Annotated in this window: 20 protein-coding genes and 1 tRNA gene; 2 read left to right on the top strand and 19 right to left on the bottom strand. The window is 27.7% G+C overall.

Annotation, left to right across the window (positions count from 1 at the left end; translation table 4 throughout):
• Nucleotides 1–23: 23 nt before the first annotated feature.
• The 15 genes from SCHIN_RS02460 to SCHIN_RS02390 form a co-directional block, all read right to left on the bottom strand.
• Nucleotides 24–860: a hypothetical protein gene (locus SCHIN_RS02460; RefSeq protein WP_166508056.1), complete on the bottom strand. Its 837-nt coding sequence runs from the start codon at nucleotides 858–860 to the stop codon at nucleotides 24–26.
• Nucleotides 861–1,258: 398 nt separating this feature from the next.
• Nucleotides 1,259–1,645: a 50S ribosomal protein L19 gene (gene rplS / locus SCHIN_RS02455; RefSeq protein ID WP_208057196.1), complete on the bottom strand. Its 387-nt coding sequence runs from the start codon at nucleotides 1,643–1,645 to the stop codon at nucleotides 1,259–1,261.
• Between the two features lie 5 nt (nucleotides 1,646–1,650).
• Nucleotides 1,651–2,379, bottom strand: coding sequence for a tRNA (guanosine(37)-N1)-methyltransferase TrmD (gene trmD, locus SCHIN_RS02450; protein WP_166508055.1), 729 nt, complete (start codon nucleotides 2,377–2,379; stop codon nucleotides 1,651–1,653).
• Entirely contained in the window at nucleotides 2,379–2,885 is a 507-nt protein-coding gene (gene rimM, locus SCHIN_RS02445) for a ribosome maturation factor RimM (protein ID WP_166508054.1), read from the bottom strand. Before rimM ends, trmD begins: the two co-directional genes overlap by 1 nt.
• The gene (locus tag SCHIN_RS02440; RefSeq protein WP_166508053.1) at nucleotides 2,869–3,126 is read right to left on the bottom strand and encodes a hypothetical protein; all 258 of its coding nucleotides are present in this window, start codon (nucleotides 3,124–3,126) and stop codon (nucleotides 2,869–2,871) included. The genes rimM and SCHIN_RS02440 overlap by 17 nt, the downstream gene beginning before the upstream one ends.
• A 2-nt stretch (nucleotides 3,127–3,128) precedes the next feature.
• The gene (gene rpsP, locus SCHIN_RS06410) at nucleotides 3,129–3,506 is read right to left on the bottom strand and encodes a 30S ribosomal protein S16 (protein ID WP_166508052.1); all 378 of its coding nucleotides are present in this window, start codon (nucleotides 3,504–3,506) and stop codon (nucleotides 3,129–3,131) included.
• A gap of 143 nt (nucleotides 3,507–3,649) precedes the next feature.
• Nucleotides 3,650–3,726 (bottom strand) — tRNA-Arg (locus tag SCHIN_RS02430).
• A gap of 70 nt (nucleotides 3,727–3,796) precedes the next feature.
• The gene (locus SCHIN_RS02425) at nucleotides 3,797–5,392 is read right to left on the bottom strand and encodes a hypothetical protein (RefSeq protein WP_166508051.1); all 1,596 of its coding nucleotides are present in this window, start codon (nucleotides 5,390–5,392) and stop codon (nucleotides 3,797–3,799) included.
• Between the two features lie 131 nt (nucleotides 5,393–5,523).
• Nucleotides 5,524–6,315, bottom strand: a complete 792-nt coding sequence (locus tag SCHIN_RS02420) for a hypothetical protein (RefSeq protein ID WP_166508050.1) — start codon at nucleotides 6,313–6,315, stop codon at nucleotides 5,524–5,526.
• 170 nt (nucleotides 6,316–6,485) lie between these two features.
• A complete protein-coding gene (locus SCHIN_RS02415; RefSeq protein WP_166508049.1) occupies nucleotides 6,486–6,998 on the bottom strand; it encodes a hypothetical protein in 513 nt (170 codons plus the stop codon).
• A 142-nt stretch (nucleotides 6,999–7,140) separates the two neighbouring features.
• Nucleotides 7,141–7,503 carry a class Ib ribonucleoside-diphosphate reductase assembly flavoprotein NrdI gene (locus SCHIN_RS02410; protein WP_166508048.1) on the bottom strand — a complete coding sequence of 121 codons (363 nt, stop codon included), beginning with the start codon at nucleotides 7,501–7,503 and terminating at the stop codon, nucleotides 7,141–7,143.
• 230 nt (nucleotides 7,504–7,733) lie between these two features.
• Nucleotides 7,734–9,050, bottom strand: coding sequence for a methylenetetrahydrofolate--tRNA-(uracil(54)-C(5))-methyltransferase (FADH(2)-oxidizing) TrmFO (gene trmFO / locus SCHIN_RS02405; RefSeq protein WP_166508047.1), 1,317 nt, complete (start codon nucleotides 9,048–9,050; stop codon nucleotides 7,734–7,736).
• A 48-nt stretch (nucleotides 9,051–9,098) separates the two neighbouring features.
• Complete coding sequence (locus SCHIN_RS02400; protein ID WP_166508046.1) at nucleotides 9,099–11,132, bottom strand: ABC transporter ATP-binding protein; 2,034 nt, start codon at nucleotides 11,130–11,132, stop codon at nucleotides 9,099–9,101.
• 236 nt (nucleotides 11,133–11,368) lie between these two features.
• A complete protein-coding gene (locus SCHIN_RS02395) occupies nucleotides 11,369–12,124 on the bottom strand; it encodes a DNA-processing protein DprA (protein ID WP_166508045.1) in 756 nt (251 codons plus the stop codon).
• Nucleotide 12,125: 1 nt separating this feature from the next.
• Nucleotides 12,126–12,431, bottom strand: coding sequence for a single-stranded DNA-binding protein (locus SCHIN_RS02390; protein ID WP_166508044.1), 306 nt, complete (start codon nucleotides 12,429–12,431; stop codon nucleotides 12,126–12,128).
• Between the two features lie 157 nt (nucleotides 12,432–12,588).
• Here SCHIN_RS02390 and SCHIN_RS02385 point away from each other — a divergent pair, with 157 nt between their 5' ends.
• Together SCHIN_RS02385 and SCHIN_RS02380 are read left to right on the top strand one after the other, a co-directional pair.
• Nucleotides 12,589–13,167 (top strand): hypothetical protein, encoded by a 579-nt coding sequence (locus SCHIN_RS02385; RefSeq protein ID WP_166508043.1) that lies wholly within the window; start codon nucleotides 12,589–12,591, stop codon nucleotides 13,165–13,167.
• 12 nt (nucleotides 13,168–13,179) lie between these two features.
• Nucleotides 13,180–13,740, top strand: a complete 561-nt coding sequence (locus SCHIN_RS02380) for a helix-turn-helix domain-containing protein (RefSeq protein WP_166508042.1) — start codon at nucleotides 13,180–13,182, stop codon at nucleotides 13,738–13,740.
• 52 nt (nucleotides 13,741–13,792) lie between these two features.
• Here the strand turns inward: SCHIN_RS02380 and SCHIN_RS02375 are convergent, their stop codons facing one another.
• The 4 genes from SCHIN_RS02375 to SCHIN_RS02360 all read right to left on the bottom strand — a co-directional run bounded on the left by SCHIN_RS02375 (nucleotide 13,793) and on the right by SCHIN_RS02360 (nucleotide 18,487).
• On the bottom strand, nucleotides 13,793–15,505 hold the full coding sequence (locus SCHIN_RS02375) for a dicarboxylate/amino acid:cation symporter (protein WP_166508041.1): 1,713 nt from the start codon (nucleotides 15,503–15,505) through the stop codon (nucleotides 13,793–13,795).
• A gap of 9 nt (nucleotides 15,506–15,514) precedes the next feature.
• Complete coding sequence (locus SCHIN_RS02370; protein ID WP_166508040.1) at nucleotides 15,515–16,843, bottom strand: CoA-disulfide reductase; 1,329 nt, start codon at nucleotides 16,841–16,843, stop codon at nucleotides 15,515–15,517.
• A 70-nt stretch (nucleotides 16,844–16,913) separates the two neighbouring features.
• Nucleotides 16,914–17,294, bottom strand: a complete 381-nt coding sequence (locus SCHIN_RS02365) for a RidA family protein (protein ID WP_166508039.1) — start codon at nucleotides 17,292–17,294, stop codon at nucleotides 16,914–16,916.
• A gap of 2 nt (nucleotides 17,295–17,296) precedes the next feature.
• Nucleotides 17,297–18,487, bottom strand: a complete 1,191-nt coding sequence (locus SCHIN_RS02360) for a MalY/PatB family protein (protein WP_166508038.1) — start codon at nucleotides 18,485–18,487, stop codon at nucleotides 17,297–17,299.
• Nucleotides 18,488–18,508: the final 21 nt, after the last annotated feature.

Genomic DNA, 18,508 nt, shown 5'->3' with positions numbered 1-18,508 from the left:
TTAATCAATCTCCCTTTTGCATTTTATAAAGACCTAACATACCATACAACAATAAATGTATGTCAAAAATAAACTCCTCTACCTTTATTTGCATCTAAAAAAATTATAGTTAAATACTTCAAATAACTCGCAATTACTCGAATTATCGTTTTGATTACACTGCCAACTAATGGCATCACAAAAGACAATAAACTGACCAGACCCGCGACACTAACACCCATTTTTAATAGCTCAATAACTTTTAATGTCAAAGCATTATTAAATGTACTTTTATATGTTCCAAATCAGTACCATTTTGTATATGATGTCATTTTATAACCATTAGATCTAAAATTATTAGTAGAAGCAAGATTTTTTAAACTATCTTCAGAACTAATGTAATAAACATTTTCTAAATACGGTGTATATTGAACTAAACCATCTTGGTAAATAAATATTTCATTTTTAAATGCTTCATTTACCCCATATTTAAATTCTTCTGTTTTTAATAATTTTATTAGATTATTATCTTCATTATTAGAATACATTTTTTCAAAATCCACATAAATTTCTTCCAACTTGCTATCATAGTTAAAATAATTTAAAACTATTTCATAGTTATCTATAAGCTTATGTTTTGTCATTTTAGAGCTGTAATTATAAATATTTAAATCAAAATTTTTCTTTGAATCATTAACTTTTTCATTTTCAAGATTATTTAATTCAAAATAATCTGTTAACTCTTCTGATATACCTCTCTCATACTCTTTTGTAAATGTATCTACACTTGCAATATCTCTGTTTTTAACAGAAGATAAGGCTAGAGAGGTGCTTGAAGCACCAATTGCCAATACACTAAAAAATGATAATATTTTTTTCATTACTATTACTCCTTTTAAATTAATAGATTATATAGAATAAAATATTTTAAAATTTATATTATAGGTCTATTTAAAATTCAAATAATTTTAAATAATGTCTCAGATTTAAACATTGTAAATTTAATTTAAATAAACAAAAAAGCAATTAACTAATTAATAATTATTGTTAATTATTTTTGATTTATTAAATGTATGTCATAACTTTTTTGTTAATAATATTTAAATCTTTTAATCACTTTCTTATTCCCTTATAATCACAATAATTTTAACACCCTAAAAGACAAAGTCAATCCACAATTATCCCCACAGCAACATGTAAGATAAAGAAAAATAAAAAACAACACAATAATTGAGAATTCTCAGTTATTGTGTTGCATATATAATTATTTATTTAAAAATTATTTAGCTTTTTTTAAATCTTTTGCTTTTGAGGTAACAATTTCTTTAATACGAGCAGCTTTTCCAGATAATTTTCTAATGTAATAAATTCTAGCTCTTCTTACACGTCCACGTTTGATTACTTCGATTGAATCAATAATTGGTGAATGTAATGGGAAAGTTCTTTCAACAAATACACCGTTAGAGTTTTTTCTTACAACAACTGAGAATGAAATTCCACTCCCTTGAGTTTTAATAACAACTCCTTCAAATGCTTGAATACGGAATTTGTCTCCTTCTTTAATTTTTACATTAACTTTAATTGTATCTCCAGAAGTAAATTCTGGTAAATTATTGTTTAATTGTTCATCAATTAAAGATTTAGTATCTTTTGTTAACATATTCATAATTCTTATTCTCCTTTCGTATTTTTTAATACTTCTAGATAATCCAAATCACTTACTGATAGATTATCAATTTTTAATAAATCAGGTCTTTTGTTGTATGTATTTTTAAGTCTACCCTCTTGCCTAAACTTATCGATATTTGCGTGATGTCCACTAGTTAAAACTTCAGGTACTTTTTTTCCTCTGAAATCTATTGGCTTAGTATAAACTGGGTGGTCTAAAAGATCATTTTCAAAACTATCGTTTTGATGTGATTCTTTTGCAATAACTCCATCGATTAATCTTGTGATTGAATCTACAAAGATTAAACTTGCAAGTTCACCACCAGTTAATACATAATCTCCAATCGAAACTTCAAGATCAACATAATCTAAAATTCTTTCATCAAATCCTTCATAATGTCCACATATTATTATAATATGTTCTTCATTTTTAGCAAACTCTCTTGCAAGATTTTGCTTTCAAGTTTTACCTTGAGGACTTGTTAAAATTACTTTTGAATTTTTGGTCTTACAACTTTCAATTGCATTTACCACAGGTTCTACCATAAGAACCATACCTTTACCTCCACCAAATTGATAATCATCAACTTGATTATGAGAGTAATTTGTAAAGTTTCTTAAGTCTAAAACCTCAATTTCAATTTTGTTTTTTTCAATAGCTCTTTTGATGATTGATTCTGAAATGTAAGAATTAATTAAATTTGGAAATAATGTAATTATTGAAAACTTCATTACATCAACCCTTCAATGTTTTTTACTTTTAAAATCATGTTTTCATCATCATACTCTTGAACGTATTCATCAACACAAGGAATTCAAAATTCTTTGTTATCTGTTGATTTGACTTTAACCAAGTCATATACCCCATTATTCATAAGTTCTATAACTTTACCAAAGTTTTTTTCTTCAAAAAGAATTTTGTAATCCAGTAAAGAAATTTCTTTTTCTACTAAATTGTCATCATTTTTGAATAAAACAATTTGTTGCACATACTTTTGTGCATCATTTACATTGTCAATTCCCTCAAGTTTAACAATTAACTTATTTTTTAATGTATAAAATCTTTCAATTGTATAAACATCAAAATTGTTTTTATTATCCTTTAGGAATAATTGTTTTCCAACCAATTCATCCACTAAATAAAATTCAGTATTAAGTCAAAACTTAAATTCTCCTTTTATTCCGTGAGTTGATGCAAGTTTTCCAACCTCTGTTAGTTGTTTATTCAGATCCATCATAAACCTCCACCTCAATGTTAGCTTTTTTTGTAAACACTGATTGTTCATCATTTATGATTGAAGTTAACAATTCAGCTATTGTTGTTTTTTTGTAAGAAAAGTTATTTTCTAACTTCTCATCAATAACAAGAATGAACTTTATTTCTTCATCTGTTTCTCTAATTTGTTTAAAAACGTAATTAGAATCAGCTGGTAGCAAATCCTTTAACAAGGAACTTAAAACCTCATACATGCTTGACATAATTATTCAGCAGCTTCTGCTTTAACTTCTGCTTCTTTTTTAGGTGCAGCAGCTTTTTTAGGTGCAGCTTTTTTAGCAACTGGTTTTTTTACTTTTTCTTTTTTAGGTGCGTTTTTTTTATTTTCTAATTTAACATTGTGTAAATCAGTCATAACACCTTCTTTTGATAAGATATTTCTTACAGTATCTGTTGGTTGTGCTCCTTGTTGTAATCATTTTAAAGCAACTTCTTTTTCGATTTTTACTTCTCCATTAATTGGGTTGTAAGTACCAACTAATTCGATGTATTCTCCATCACGTTTAACACGTGCATCTGAAGCAACGATTCTGTAAAAAGCAGCTCTTTTTTTACCAGCTCTTTTTAATCTTAGTTTAACCATATTTTCCTCCTATAAATCTATTTAAGAACATTATTAATATTATATTAAAAAAATACTTTGTCAAGTAATTTTACTTAACAAAGTATTTTTTTGTAAATAAAGTAAATAAAAAAACAGCATAAATGCTGTTTGTATTCTTTTAATGGCGCCCACGAGAAGATTCGAACTTCTGACCCTACGCTTAGAAGGCGCATGCTCTATCCTACTGAGCTACGTGGGCAAATAAGAACAAAGTAATAATAACAAAAATATTAAAACTTTGCTATATTTTTTTAATTTTTTTAAAACTTTTATCAATTTAATAGTTTTAAAGGTAATTCTAAGTAAACTTGCAATTCATTTGCAAATTCTTTTTTAGTAGTTTTTTCTTTTACCTCTTCATATAACTTACAAAATTTAACCAATTTTGCATGAATGTTATCAACTGACTCTTGAGTTTGAATAGTATGATCTAATGGGTGTGGTCCAAATATTACTAGCAAGTACATTAAAAGTTCTTTTAAAGAATAATTTGAAATTCTAGCTGTTTTTGGTTCTAAAGCAAGACAAACCGTCATAGCTCTACCTATTTTTTTAAATGCAGGTTTAACTAAGAAATCTTCTAACTCTTTAAACTCATAATTTACTATTTCTAAATACTCTTCTTCAGTAATAAATAATGTTTCTTCAGAGAAGTTTTTAAAATCTAAATTTCTTTTAAATTTACCATCTTTTATTTCAACAAATAATTCTAAAATTTCACAAAACATTTTCTTTTTGACATTTATTACTGAATCTATAACCTTTGGTAAATATTCATGAGTTAAAAGTAAAGTTTTTATTTTGGTTGTGGCTTTTAAAACTATTTGACAGTAATCATCTATTTTTTGTGATTCAACAACACAATGTCTTTCACCTTTTGATTCAATATAAGGTTTTAATATAAATCTATTTATATTTTTTAAAGCAAATGGAGCCAAAATAGATTTATTGCACTTATCAAATGGTTTTATTTGTTTACCGTTTTCATCAATATATCTATCAATATCAATATAAAGTGGTAAGTTGTTTTCTAACATTTCAAAAATTTCTTCACCATCAGACAACATGGTAACTGCAGTTATTTCATCTTTCATTAAGATTGTTGTAACTTTTGTTAATTGTAATAAAGCTTTGAAACGTTCTTTAATATCAAAAAGATCTCATTTAGAAACTGAAAAGTTACTTAAAAACATACTTCACTCTTCATCGTTTTCCAACAATTCAATAGTTTCTTGTAAATATTCAATTTCCTTTTGTTTTCATTCTCTACCATTTTTATATTTTCTTACTAAATCATCTTTTTGATAATATTTTAAAACTCTGTGATATAAACCTTGTTTATCAAAAACTTTAATTAAGTTTAAAGTAAACAAGAAAGGATATAACATACTTGTTTTTAATTTACCATCATCTGATTTATGGTTTATATCGTACTCATAATTAATGATAGATTCACCAATAAAAGCTTCACTCATATTTGCAATAGTATCTAATTTATGGAAACAATATTTATTAATATAAGGAATTAGTAAGCCTGAAATAATGTCTTGAATTAACTCAATTTCTTCTTCATCTTTTAATTGGATTTTTTTAGGTTTATTTGAAACAAATCTATATTTAACTCTGTAAATATCATCCATATTTTCAATAATATAGTTAACATAGTCATTTGTTTCTTCTAAAGGAATTTCTTCAATTTTAATACCTCTATAAAGTTTATATTGAATAACTCCACAAAAAACCAAAGGATATAGACGAGATATTAGTTCTTTTTGGGTTGTTATTTGATATTTTAAGTGGGGCTCGTCCACTGCAATTAAGTGTAATCCATACCAGAAAACACTTTCTTTTTCAAAAATATTCATAAGCACCTCTTTAACTTTTAAATTGTAGTCCAATTTAAAAAAATTTACAACTATTATTTGAATTAGTTTTTTATAAAAACCCCATAAACACTAAGTGCAAAATAAAAACTAAGATTTATAAATCTTAGTTTTTATTTAACAATAAGTGACTCTTTTAAATTAAACTTTTCAGCCAATTTTCTGTGTGTTACATTTGAAAGAGCATTAAACCCAATACAAAATCCTCACATAGTTACAAATAATCCTAAACATCAAAAGAAATAACCAACTCATCCGATTTTTCCTGGAATCATTTGTGCATATGGAAACATTGTATTTGCTCCACCAATAGCATTACCTTGATCATCAAAAATTGTTGGATAGTAAGCGTTTAACATAATATATCTAACAGTTACATAAAGAAAGTAAACTGTTGGCATAATTAGACTAAATCAACTTCATTTTACAATATATTCTTTATTGTTTTCTCTTGGTTTAACTCTTAAAAAATAATAAACAACCATAACAACTGGAACTATCATGTGTTCTAAAACTGATTTAAGAATTTTATATCAAGTATTGAAACCCACAATATTATTTACTGATGAAAATACAGAAATCAATAAAGTTCCATTATATAAAATAAATGAAAATACATTGTAACTCAACATTCTTGTATCATTATTCTTTGAAATAACTCATTTAGGAATTGCATTTGGTCAATCCATAGCAATTCAATTTGCCAATCCATAAAGTGATGTTGCAAAAGCAATTCAAACTGACAAATACATTGATTGATTTATAATTGAAACATCAAAATTAATAGCTCCTCTAATATTTTCTTTGTTTGCAGCTGTAGTTGAAAGGAACAAATCTAGCATAATACAAAGAAATGGGATAAAAGTTAAAAATATATAATAAGATTTATCTATTTTTCTTACCATAAAATCACCTTTCTTGTTATTTAAATATGATTATATATATAAATCTTAAATATAACAAACTGGAATAATAACTCCATGAACAAAAAAAGGGTTTAAAACCCTTAAATTGTTGATCCAACAAGACCTAAAATAGATTAATTTATAAATTTCTACTCTAGCTTTTTTTCTAATTAAAGAAGTTTAAACGTATCTTGAACATTTACGCTTTCTACTATATCTTTTGGTATTTGTTTAAACTCTTTTAAATATTTTTTTAAGACTGATTTGTTATTTAAATCACCAATTATCAGTTCTGAAATTTTTTCAATAAATAAAAATCTAGCTTTTTGATTTTTAAAAAGTGTTATTAAAAAATTATATCTTTTATATAAATCTGTTCAGCCTAAACCTAAGTTTTTTAAATTAATATATGTTAGTTTTGTTTCTTTTACACTTTTCTTTTCTAAGCTATCAAACTTATTTTTTATTAGAAAGTTGTTACCATCAACCAAATCGAACATACTATCAAGAAACTGTAAAATCTCTTCTGAAGGCGTATTTGATACTTTTATATTTCTTACTTTTAATAAGTTATTATATTTATTCATTAAATTTATCAGTTCTACAATTATAAAATTACTAATTACTTTTTCTTCTATATTTTCTAATTTATTTACAATAACTTCAATTTTATTAAATTCCATTAATTTTTACCTCTTTTTTCTTAATAAGAATTTTAATCATTTTTTTAATAAGGTTTATAAATTAGAAATTAACAGTTTCTAATTACTATAATATTATCAAATATCAAGGAAATTAAAAATACAGGAAATCCTGTATTTTTAATTATAAAGCTTTAATAATTTCTGTTACTTTGTCTTTTAATTCTTGACTATGATCATTTTCAAAATCAAAAATTATTTGCAAATCATACATTTTTGCTAATTCTTTAGCATCTTGAATATAATCATCACCATAACTAAGTTCCCCGATACCAATAAGTCCTTTACATCTTGATTTATTATCTTCAAAATCTAAGAAATCTGCAACAACATCAACTATTCCAGATCCATAAGAAGGAATCATAACCACAAAGTCATCATTTTCTTTTTGTGGTGTTGTATATGGGTCTAATTCTATTAAATCAAAGGGTAAATCTTCAGCAAAAAACTTTGTATTTCCCATTATTGTGTAATAAGCTACTTTCATAATTAACCTCCTATTATTCAAGTTTTCTTTGACATAACAAAATTATACCAATTATTTAATAAATCTATACAAAATAAAAGACATACTAGTGTATGTCTTTAAAAAGGTTATTTTGCACAACCACAGTTTTCACAAGTGCAGTTTGCATTTTCTTGACATCCACAATTGCAGTTATTTTCACAGCTCATATTTTTGCCCCCTTATAGATTAAATAAATTAACCTATAAATATTATAATGTTTTTATAAAAGTTTTCATAGTGTCCAGAGCCTTATTTGAATAAAGCTCTTTTTTCTCTTCTTTTTTTACTTTTTTTGCAATTTCAAGTTCTTTTACAATACCTCAATTTGCTTTCATTGGTTGAAAGTTTTTTGAATCTGTTGAAATAATGTAATTTTGTAAACTTCCCATAACAGTTTCTGTTGGGAACTTTACCATTTCTTTTTCTTCAAGCATTTTTGCCATGTTAATGGCAGCAATTATACCACTACTACAAGATTCTACATAACCCTCAACACCAGTTATTTGTCCTGCAAAGAATATATTCTTATTTGTTTTTAACTGATTATATTCATTAAGTAATAATGGAGAGTTTATAAAGTTATTTAAATGCATAACTCCATAGCGAATAAACTCAGCTTTTCCTAAACCTGGAATTAATCTAAAAACTCTTTTTTGTTCTGATCAAGTTAAATTTGTTTGAAAACCAACTAAATTATATAAGTTGTCTGCTGCATTATCTTGTCTTAATTGAACTACTGCAAAATTGTTTGTACCATCTAAATTTCTTAATCCTGCAGGTTTTAAAGGTCCATAAGTTAATGTATCAAAACCTCGTTTTGCCATTACTTCAACAGGCATACAACCTTCAAAAACCTTTAATTCTTTTTCCTTATCCAAATGTTTTTCTGCAGTTTGTGCATTTACAAGTTCTTGGTGAAACAATGTATATTGTTCTTTATTCATAGGACAATTTATATAATCTTGAGTTTCACCTTTTTCATATCTATTTTTTCTAAATGCAATATTCATGTCAATTGATTCTTTTGTAACAATTGGAGCTACTGCATCATAAAAGTAGAAATAATCTTTTCCAACAATTTTACCAATTGAGTTTTGTAGATTTTGACTTGTTAAAGGTCCTGAACAAATAATTGTTGGAATAGATTCATCTATTTCTTTCACTTCTTGTTCTATAACTTCTATAAATTCATTTTCATAAAGTTTTTCTGTTACATATTGAGAAAATTTTTCTCTATCAACTGCTAAACTACCTCCAGCAGGTATTTGAGCGTATTCTGCAGCTTTAATGATAAGAGAATCTAACATTCTCATCTCTTCTTTTAAAACCCCTACTGCATTTTTAATATCATTTGATCTTAAAGAATTTGAACAAACCAATTCTGCTAAAGTGTTTAATTTTTGAACTGGGTTTCTTTCAATAGTTTTCTTTTCGTATAACCTTACATTAATTTTTCTTTTTGCTAATTGTCAAGCAGCTTCACTTCCAGCAAGTCCTGCTCCAATTATGTTTACCGTATTTTTCATACATTCATTATAACAAAAAAAGAGAAGTAAACTTCTCTTTGCTTTTTGTTATTCCATCAATCCAGCTTCATATAGTTCTTTGAATTGACCAGGTTTATTTTTTAATTCATCAAAAGTTCCAATTTGAGCAACCCCTTTGTCTCTTGCAAGAACAATAATTTGGTCACAATTTTTAATTGTACTTAATCTGTGAGCGATAGAAACAGTAGTTCTACCTTTCATTAATTTATCCAATTCACCTTGGATTTCTTTTTCAACAATGTTGTCTAAAGCACTTGTAGCTTCATCTAAGATTAATAATTCTGGGTCTTTTAGAATCATTCTTGCAATTACAAGACGTTGTTTTTGACCTCCAGAAAGCATAAATCCACGTTCACCTAAAATTGTGTCATAACCGTCAGGTCATGTCATTACCAATTCATGTAGTTCAGCTTTTTTAGCAGCTTCGATTGCCTCTTCATCAGTTGCATCAAATCTCCCATATTTTATGTTATCAAGAACTGTACCAAATAGAATTTGAGGTTCTTGTTCAACATAACCAACTTTGTCTAGGTAACTTGATAATTGAACATCTTTTAAGTCAACACTTCCATTAATTAAAACTTGTCCTTCACTTGGATCGTAAAATCTTAATAATAATTTTGAAATTGTTGATTTTCCAGCTCCAGTTTCACCAACAAAGGCATAACTTTTACCGTGTTCAAAAGTAAATGAGAATTTAGGTAAGATAACTTTTTCAGGTTTTTCAGGATATCTAAATTCAACATCTTTCAATACGATGTTTCCATCGATTTTTTCAATTTTAACACCTTCATTAACATCGTAATGAGGGTTTAATCTTGATTTAGATCTAATAATTGAATCAATTCTTTTTGAAGCAGTTGATGCTTGAACAAGTCCTGCAGTAACTCTTGCCATTTGCATTAAAGGTCCTACCATTGTTCCAACACCACTAATAAATGATGACAATGTAATTGCCAATACATCTGGTTGACCGTTATATAATAGTGCAGCTGAAATTACAATTACCATTTGAATTGAACTTACTCCCGCTACCATAACAGTAATCACACTTGATTGCATAAATATTAGACGATATGATTTTTTGTAATAATCTTTGTGGATATCTTTAAATCTTTCAGTTTCATAATTTTCAGTACCACTTGCTTTAATAAGTCTTACAGTAGCAATTCTGTCAGTTACATCTCCATTAATGTTTGTGATTGAATCTCTAACTTTAAACATAAGTTTTTTAACAATTCCAAATGTTCCAAACATAATAAAGATAATTGTAAACATTAAAGCAACTAAAATTCCAGTTAATTTCATATCAATTGTTAATAACATTCCAAGTGATCCAAAGAATGTACATACAGCAGATAACATTGTAACTGGCACTTGTTGTGCTTGTTCTCCAATGATTTGAGTATCAGAAACAATTTTTGTTAAAATTTCTCCGATTTTTTTATCTGAATAATAACTCATATCTTGTTTTACTAAACGTTCTAAAGCTTTATTTCTTAATTCTATTTCAATATTTTTCCCCATAATTCCCGCTAGGAAGTTTGAAGAATATGCAGTAATTGCAAGTGCTCCAAATAAACCTAATTGAACATAGATTCATTCTTGTCACCCTAAGTGCAATCCTCATAATACTGTATAGTAGTTTCTTGAGTTAGATAATAATGCTTCAGCACTCGTTGGATCTAATCCAGCGATTTCGCTTCCTCTATAGAAAACTCCATTTGCTCCTAAAATATGGTTTAGAGCTTCGTTTGATAAACTTTGTCCTTCTAGTGCAGCTGCTTTTAAGGCTGCAGTCGCTCCTTGCGGAGCCATTAAGTTAGTCATCATATTTTGAATAATTTTAGGTCCTACAACACTAGTTGCAGAAGATAAAGCAGTAATCAATAATATTCCAATTGCCAATCAAATATGGCGTTTTAGATAGTGTGTTACAATTCCAAAAAATGTGCTTCCACGACCTTTAATTTTTAAATCAATTTCATCTTGTTTTGGTTCAGAATCCATTGGTTTTTTGATCAAGGTTTCGTTTTGACTAACATTTTCACTGTTTGTCATAAATTTCCTCCTTTTATTTATGATTTCTAAGATATCTAACCAATTATAGCACTTTAAAAAAATTAAAGTAAGTATAAAAAAAATCATTTTTTATAAAAAATGAACAAAAAAAATAACTGGCTTACGCCAGTTACCATACTCATCATTCATGTGTCGGGAATAAAATGATTAGTTAAAAATTATTAGGTATTAACCTTACAAGTGTGATATCTCTACCACAAAATTATTATAGCACTTTAAATCTCATTTAACACATCTTTTGCATTTTCTGTTAATTTTGCACCCATTTTTATCAATTTATTAGTTTGATTTAATACTTTGGATGTACAAGGTACTGCAAATAGCTCTTTTCCTTCATTAATTGCAAAATTTATAAGATCTTTAAAGTTATCTTCTTGACTGTAGGGACAAAATATTACCCCTTTTACAAGTCCACATAGCATTCTGTTTGTGTAAGTGTCATAATTTTCTTGATATTTAGTATTCTTTTCATAAGATTCTGTAATATATAAAGTTTTGTCATTAACTTTTGTTTCTTGTAATTTCATTAAAGTTGATTTCATATCATCTTGTAACACAATTATATTTTCTACTAAATTTTCTTTACAGTAATCAATTACTTTTTCATTAATACCTTCTTTTTGATAAGTTACAAGAATTCTATTCTCTTCACTTAACTCTTTTGATAATTTTTCTGCCATAAACAAACCATATTCGTCATATTCTTTACCCCCTACAATCCCGATTGCTTTGTGGTATTTAACAAGCAGTTCATTATCACCTTTGAAATAAATTACAAATGGTGGTTTATGGCAATTTTTTAGATAATTTGGATAAAGTGGACTTAGAATTGTAATATAGTTACAATCTATTTTACTTTCCACTTTTTCTAAATCTACGTGTGATATTTTTTCCTTTGTGTCTAGAGCATTGTAGATTTCATCTCAATTTCCAAAGTATTTTAAAGAAAAATATAGTAATACTTTGTCCATATTAACCTAGCTGCACAACTTTGCTTGCTACAAGTTCATTTCCATAACTTGTAGCATCACTCATTCCAAATGAGACCAGTTTTCCTTCTACTCCGACATAAGATTGGTCAAAGTACTCGTATTCATCACCCAATACGTTACCTCAAGCCTTTACATTGATAAAATCATCAACTTGAGACCCATCTTTCTGTTTGTATGTTCTTGGTACTTTTAATATAAATTTATATAGTTTTTTATCCCCCGTTTTAGAGTTATAAATCATTTGAGGCATTCCCTCAATTTGTCCGATAATAGTTACATTGTTCATTTTTTTTCCTCCCAATATATCTATCGTCATATTTTTGGAAAAAATGTACACTTTTTTTGAAAAAGTTTAAATTTTTTTAATTAAAAATGAAACTTAGCAAGATAAGAAACAAAATGATTAATTTAAAATGATACCATAATAAAGTAGGAGGAAAGAAATGAGAATTTTACATATTGGATATGACATAAGACCTGATGAGAATTTATCAGGTATGCTTGCAAATGTTAACGTTGATGTTTTGAATTTTGGAGATTTTATGCTGAATGGCACAATTTCATTAAACGAGAGTAAAAAATTCATCATGACAACTCAAAAGAGTTGTAAAAACAGCCTTAATATCATTGCAAGTATTGCAAACAATATTACAAAAATAGCAACCACAAAAAAAGCTAGAGCTATTTGATCGGACAAATCCGATTCTCTTTTTCAAAAATACAAATTAAACAAATATAATTTGTATCGCGATAAATATCCTACAGAATTGAGTGACTGAATTTTTGCTTTTTGCAAAAAGACAAAATTATTTAACTTGTTAGTAGGTAATGCTTTTTATAAGTCAGAGAAAGATGAATTATCAGGTTTAAACAACGATAATTTACTTTCTATTGATAAAAAAAGACAAACTTTAAATGATTTAAAAAATATTAATCAAGCAAGTTTTTTTAGAGGTGCAAAAATTTTATCACAGAAAATGATATACCAAGAATTTTCAAAAACGCGTTTTACAAGAAATTAGTGATTGTAAAAAATGAAAAAAATTTCAACTATTGAATACAATAAAATAAAAAATAAAGAAGATTTGAATGCTGAAACGTTTTACTTTGGAAATACAAATACCGAAATATTTTGTATGTCTACTTGCGATTTAAGACTACCACAAGAAAAAAATTTTGTGTTATTCGATTCAAAAGAGGATGCTCTAGCAGAGAAGTATAAACCATGTAAAAAATGTCAACTTACCAAAATAGGAAACAGCTATACTAAACAATGAAGAGAAGAGTTAAAAGTATATATAGATAAATATTATTACTATGACATCAACTTAGAGGATTTAAGCAAACAAATAGGTGTGAGCAAATTCCATTTAGTTAGAAGTTTCAAATCTAAATTTAGTATTTCGCCAATCAACTATCTTATAAAGGTACGTTTGGTTAAAGCAAATGAGATCTTAATGAGTGGAGATAAATCAATTTCTGAAATAGCATATGAAGTTGGTTTTAAATCTTATCATCATTTCTTAAAAAGTTATAAAAAACGCTTTAACGAAATACCAACCGCTACCAGAAAGATAAAAGATCCGAAAGATTAAAAAAAATCACTTTCCACATAATTTGTGGTTAGTGATTTTTTTTATATTTTATCTAAGCTTTAGATTTACGTAAAGGTTCTTTTAAAGTTGCCAATTCTTGTTTTGCACTTAATAATGCAGCTTTTTTATCAGCTTTTAAAGTTTTAACCTCTTCACTATATTTAGATTTTAGATTTGCCTTTTCACTTGCTTCAATACCCTTAACATTTACAGATTTGTTGTATGTTCTAGTAGTATTTTCAATTTTAACTGCAAATTCTTCTTTAATATTTATTTTATTTAAAATTGCTTTTTGTCTTAGAATTCCCTTTTCAGATAGCAATGGCGATCCTTCTTCAATTTGCCCCTCGGACTTGGCGACAATTGGCGCGACAGCCACAGCTGCCAGAACGTTATTTCCTGTTCTTCCCATATCAAATAGTCCATCTAGTGGTGCAATAATTGCAAGAACTGAGTCTGCAAATCCGATAAATCCTAATCCTCCAAGAACCCCAACAGTAACAACTGTTGCAGTTCCAGGAACTCCTGCGATTCCAAGAGAAGCTATTAAAGTAATAACTAATGATAATAATGTGAAACTAAAGAATCCCATATCATGAACAACTGAACCAGTTCCAGTTCCTGTTCATAAAATGCTTGTTGCAAGTCCAGCTTGTACACCAGCACAAGCCATTAATCCCATAGTTGTTGAGATTGGAGCAATTGTTCCAGTAACGTTTTCGCTAACTTTTAAATCCTCTTTTAGTGTTCCCATTGTGATTGGTAGTGATGCATTTGAAGACTGTGTTGCAAATCCTTGCACCAATGGTTTTCAAGCATGTTTTCATCATCCAGAAACTTTCATTCCTGATAAGAAAATTAATAATGTTAATCATCCTATTGAAATTGCAATACCTACATATCCAATTCCAATAACTTTTCCAATAACTGCCAACATTCCTATTGGTCTTGATGTAATTGAAACTGTAATCATTGACATAACAGCTAATGGCATTATTTTCATAAATGTCATTAACATAGACATGATAATATCTCAACCTGTATCCATAGCTTTTCTAATAGCTTCCATTTCAACAGCTTTTCTTCTTGATAATAATTTAACTGACCCACCAGCTAATGCTCCAAGAACCATAACTGGAATAATTGATGTTCCAGTTAAAGTTAAGAAGAAGTTATTTGGTAAGTAACCTCAGATTAATGATGGTAAAGGTACGTTATCTCTTCCTGATGAAGCTCCCCCATCAGTTGAAACCAAACTATAACCTTTAACTACTCCAACATTTAATCAGATTCCCAATGCATAAGTAACTGCAAAAGCAAAAGCAACGTTACTTAATAATAATGCAGCACCTTTTAAAGTAATTCTAGCAACACCTCTTGATGAAGGTTTTGCAGTAATTTTAAAGATTGCAATAAATACAATTGGAATAGTAAGTAAAGTAACCCCATTGATAAAGATTCTTTTAAAGAATTCTGCTCAAACGTTTAATTCGCTTACTCAATAAAAATTATGTTCTGGGTCTTTGTAACCTTCTAGTTGGTCTTTGTCTGGGAATCCAATGATTCCTTGAATAACAAGCCCATAAACTAGTCCGATTGCAAATCCAGCTAAAATTCTGTACATGAACTTAATTTTAAATTTTTTTAATAAAATTCAAAATCCTATTTCAATTCCAACAAACAATAATACTGCTACAAGTGACTGTCATGTACTTATAGAGACAAAGTCTCTCAAAATACTAGTATTTTCTGTTGCAAAAAACATATTTTCCTCCTATTTTAATAGTTTTGATAATGCTATATGTAATATATCAGTTGTTCTAGCAAATGGAGGGGCATAAACTAAGTCTATTTGTTCCATAATGCTGTCAACTGGCATTTTAGCTCAAATTAAAGCAGCTATTGCATTAATTCTTAATGTTGATTTATTTGCACCAAACATTTGAGCTCCAATTAATTGGTTTGATTTTACATCCATTATCAGTTTTAAGTGTAGATCACTTTGACCAGGAACATATCCTGTTTGATCTTTATCCACTATGTATGCTGTTTTAATTGAAAGTCCCGCTTCAACAGCTTCACTTTCTGTTAATCCTGTTCTTGCAGCTTCATTGTCAAAAACTCTAACAATAGCACTTTTAACAGAACCTGCAAATTCAGCTTCTTTTCCTGCAATATTATCTGCAATAACTCTTGCAAATTTTGAAGCTACAGTTGCTAAAGGTGAATAGATATCTTCACCTGTAATGTAATCTTTTGAAGTAGCACAATCTCCTCCAGAATACACACTTTCAATATTTGTTTTCCCTTTTTTATCAACAATAATTGCTCCGTTTTTAGCTAAGTTTAAATTTGTTTCTTTAAACATAGTTGTATTTGGCATAAATCCTACAGCCAATACAACAGCGTCAACTTCAATTGAAGTACCATCAGAAAGAAAAACAGATTTTGCTTTTCCTTCGTTTCCTTCAAATTTTACAACTTGTTTATTTAAAAGTAATTCAATCTTATTTCTACTCAAATTATCTTCGATTAAATTTGAAATTTGTTCATCAAAAACTTTAGAGCTTACATGATCTTTCATTTCAATTATGCACACTTCTTTGTTTAAATCTTTTAGTGCTTCAGCTGTTTCTAAACCAATAAAACCAGCACCGATTATAGCTATTTTTTTAACGTCTGTTCTTGAAGCATATTTTTTTAAGTTCACTCCATCTTCAAGTGAAGTCAAAGTAAATATATTTTCAAAATCTATTCCTTCAATAGCTGGTTTAATAGGTTTTGCTCCTGTTGCAATAACAAGTTCATCATAACTATCTTCTCCACCTTCAAAGTAAATTTTTTTATTGTCAAAATCTACACTTGAAACAAATGTATTTGAAACTATTTTTACACCTGATTTTTCAAAGTCTTCTATTGATCTTGCCAATAATTTTGTTTCATCTTGAAAATTATCTGCCACAAAATATGGCAGACCACAAGCTCCCAAAGATACATAAGATTTATTTTGATAAACTATAATTTCATTTTCGGGATCGTTACGTTTCAGTCTAGCTGCAACTCCCATCCCAGTGGCACTTCCTCCAATAATAATAGTTTTCATAAAAATTCTCCTGAATGGTATTTAAACCATTTTTATTTTAATACTTTTTTAATGAAAATAACAACTATTTTTAAAAAGCTATCATTTCTATTTCTACTTTTGCATCCTTTGGAAGGTTTGCAACTTCAAAAGCACTTCTAGCTGGTTTAACATTTCCAAAAAATTCTGAATACACTTCATTCATTGCGACAAAATCTTTTATGTCTGATAAGAACACAGTTGTTTTACAAACATTTTCAATATCCATTCCAGCTTCTTGTAAAATAGCTTGAGCATTTTTTAGAGATTGTAATGTTTGTTCTTTTACATCATTACTTATAAACTCTCCAGTTTCTGGATTAATTGGTAATTGTCCAGAAATATATAATGTTCCGTTATTTGCCATAATAGCTTGTGAATAAGGACCAATTGCTTTTGGAGCTTTTTCACTATTTATAATTTTGTTCTTCATAATTATTTTTCCATTCCTTTATATTCGTTAATTACATTGCAAATTCGTTTTGCAGCTTCTTGTATAATTTTAAAATCTGTTGCAACATTTATTCTAAAATATGTGCAACCACCATCTACAAAGTCATCGTTGAATTGAACTATAACTTTTGCTTTATTTCATAAAACATCTTTCATTTCTTCTAAAGATATTCCAGTTCTTTTAAAACAGATATAAGGCAAAAATGTTGAATCCATTTCCATAACTGTTAATTCATTGGCGTTTTCATTTAAATAATTTTTAAGTCAATCATAGTTTGTTTTATAAAGGTTCATAGATTCTTTAATAAAATCATCTCCCTCTTTAAAACAACCTTCCATTAAAGCTTGTGCAAAAATATTTGGCACACACTTAATATGTGATTGGTCTAATTTTATATTTATAAGTTCTAAAATTTCTTTGTTCTTAACTATTCCTCACCCTACTTGTACACCTGCTATATTAAAAGTTTTATTTACAGATGTAAGCACGATAAATCTATTGTAAGTTTTTTCAAATTCAAGCATTGAAGTAAATGCTTTTCCTTCATAAACAAGATCACAATGTATTTCATCAGAAATAATATAAACGTTGTATTTTTTACAAATTTCAACTAATTTTTCTAATTCACTTCGTTCTCAAACTCTTCCACTTGGGTTTAATGGGTTTACGATTACAAAAATTTTAATATCCTTTTGTTTTATAGTCTCTTCAATTTTTTCAAAATCTAAATAAAATCTTTCATTTTTATTTAATAGTGGTATTTTTTCAACTCTTCTTTGTAATGCTTCAGATACCTGAAACAAAGGTCCATAAATTGGAGTACACATTGCAATTCCATCCTGTTTTTTAGATATAGCTCTAACTACATGAGAAAAAGAAACTACAGTTCCTGGAGTGAAAAACACTTCTTCCATTTTAATTGTTTGATTTCTATGTTTTTTATGATAATCTAAAAAACTTTCTTCAAATTTTTTATCTAAAGTTGTATAACCATAATAAGGATATTTAATTCTATTTTCTAAGTATTTATTAATTTTTTCATCTAAAGGTAGATCAGAATCTGCAATTCACAAACAAATGTGATCCTCTTTTTCAATTCCAAATTTCTTTCTACATTCACCTTTATCCCATCTTACTTGAGAACACTCAATTCTTTTTTGAATGTTTTCCATATTGACCTCTCTTTGTATAAA

The organism is Spiroplasma chinense, from assembly GCF_008086545.1.
GTDB classification, from domain to species: Bacteria; Bacillota_I; Bacilli_A; order Mycoplasmatales; family Mycoplasmataceae; genus Spiroplasma_A; species Spiroplasma_A chinense.
The sequence above is the reverse complement of the archived record's forward strand: the minus strand, read 5'-3'. Positions and strand labels throughout refer to the sequence as shown.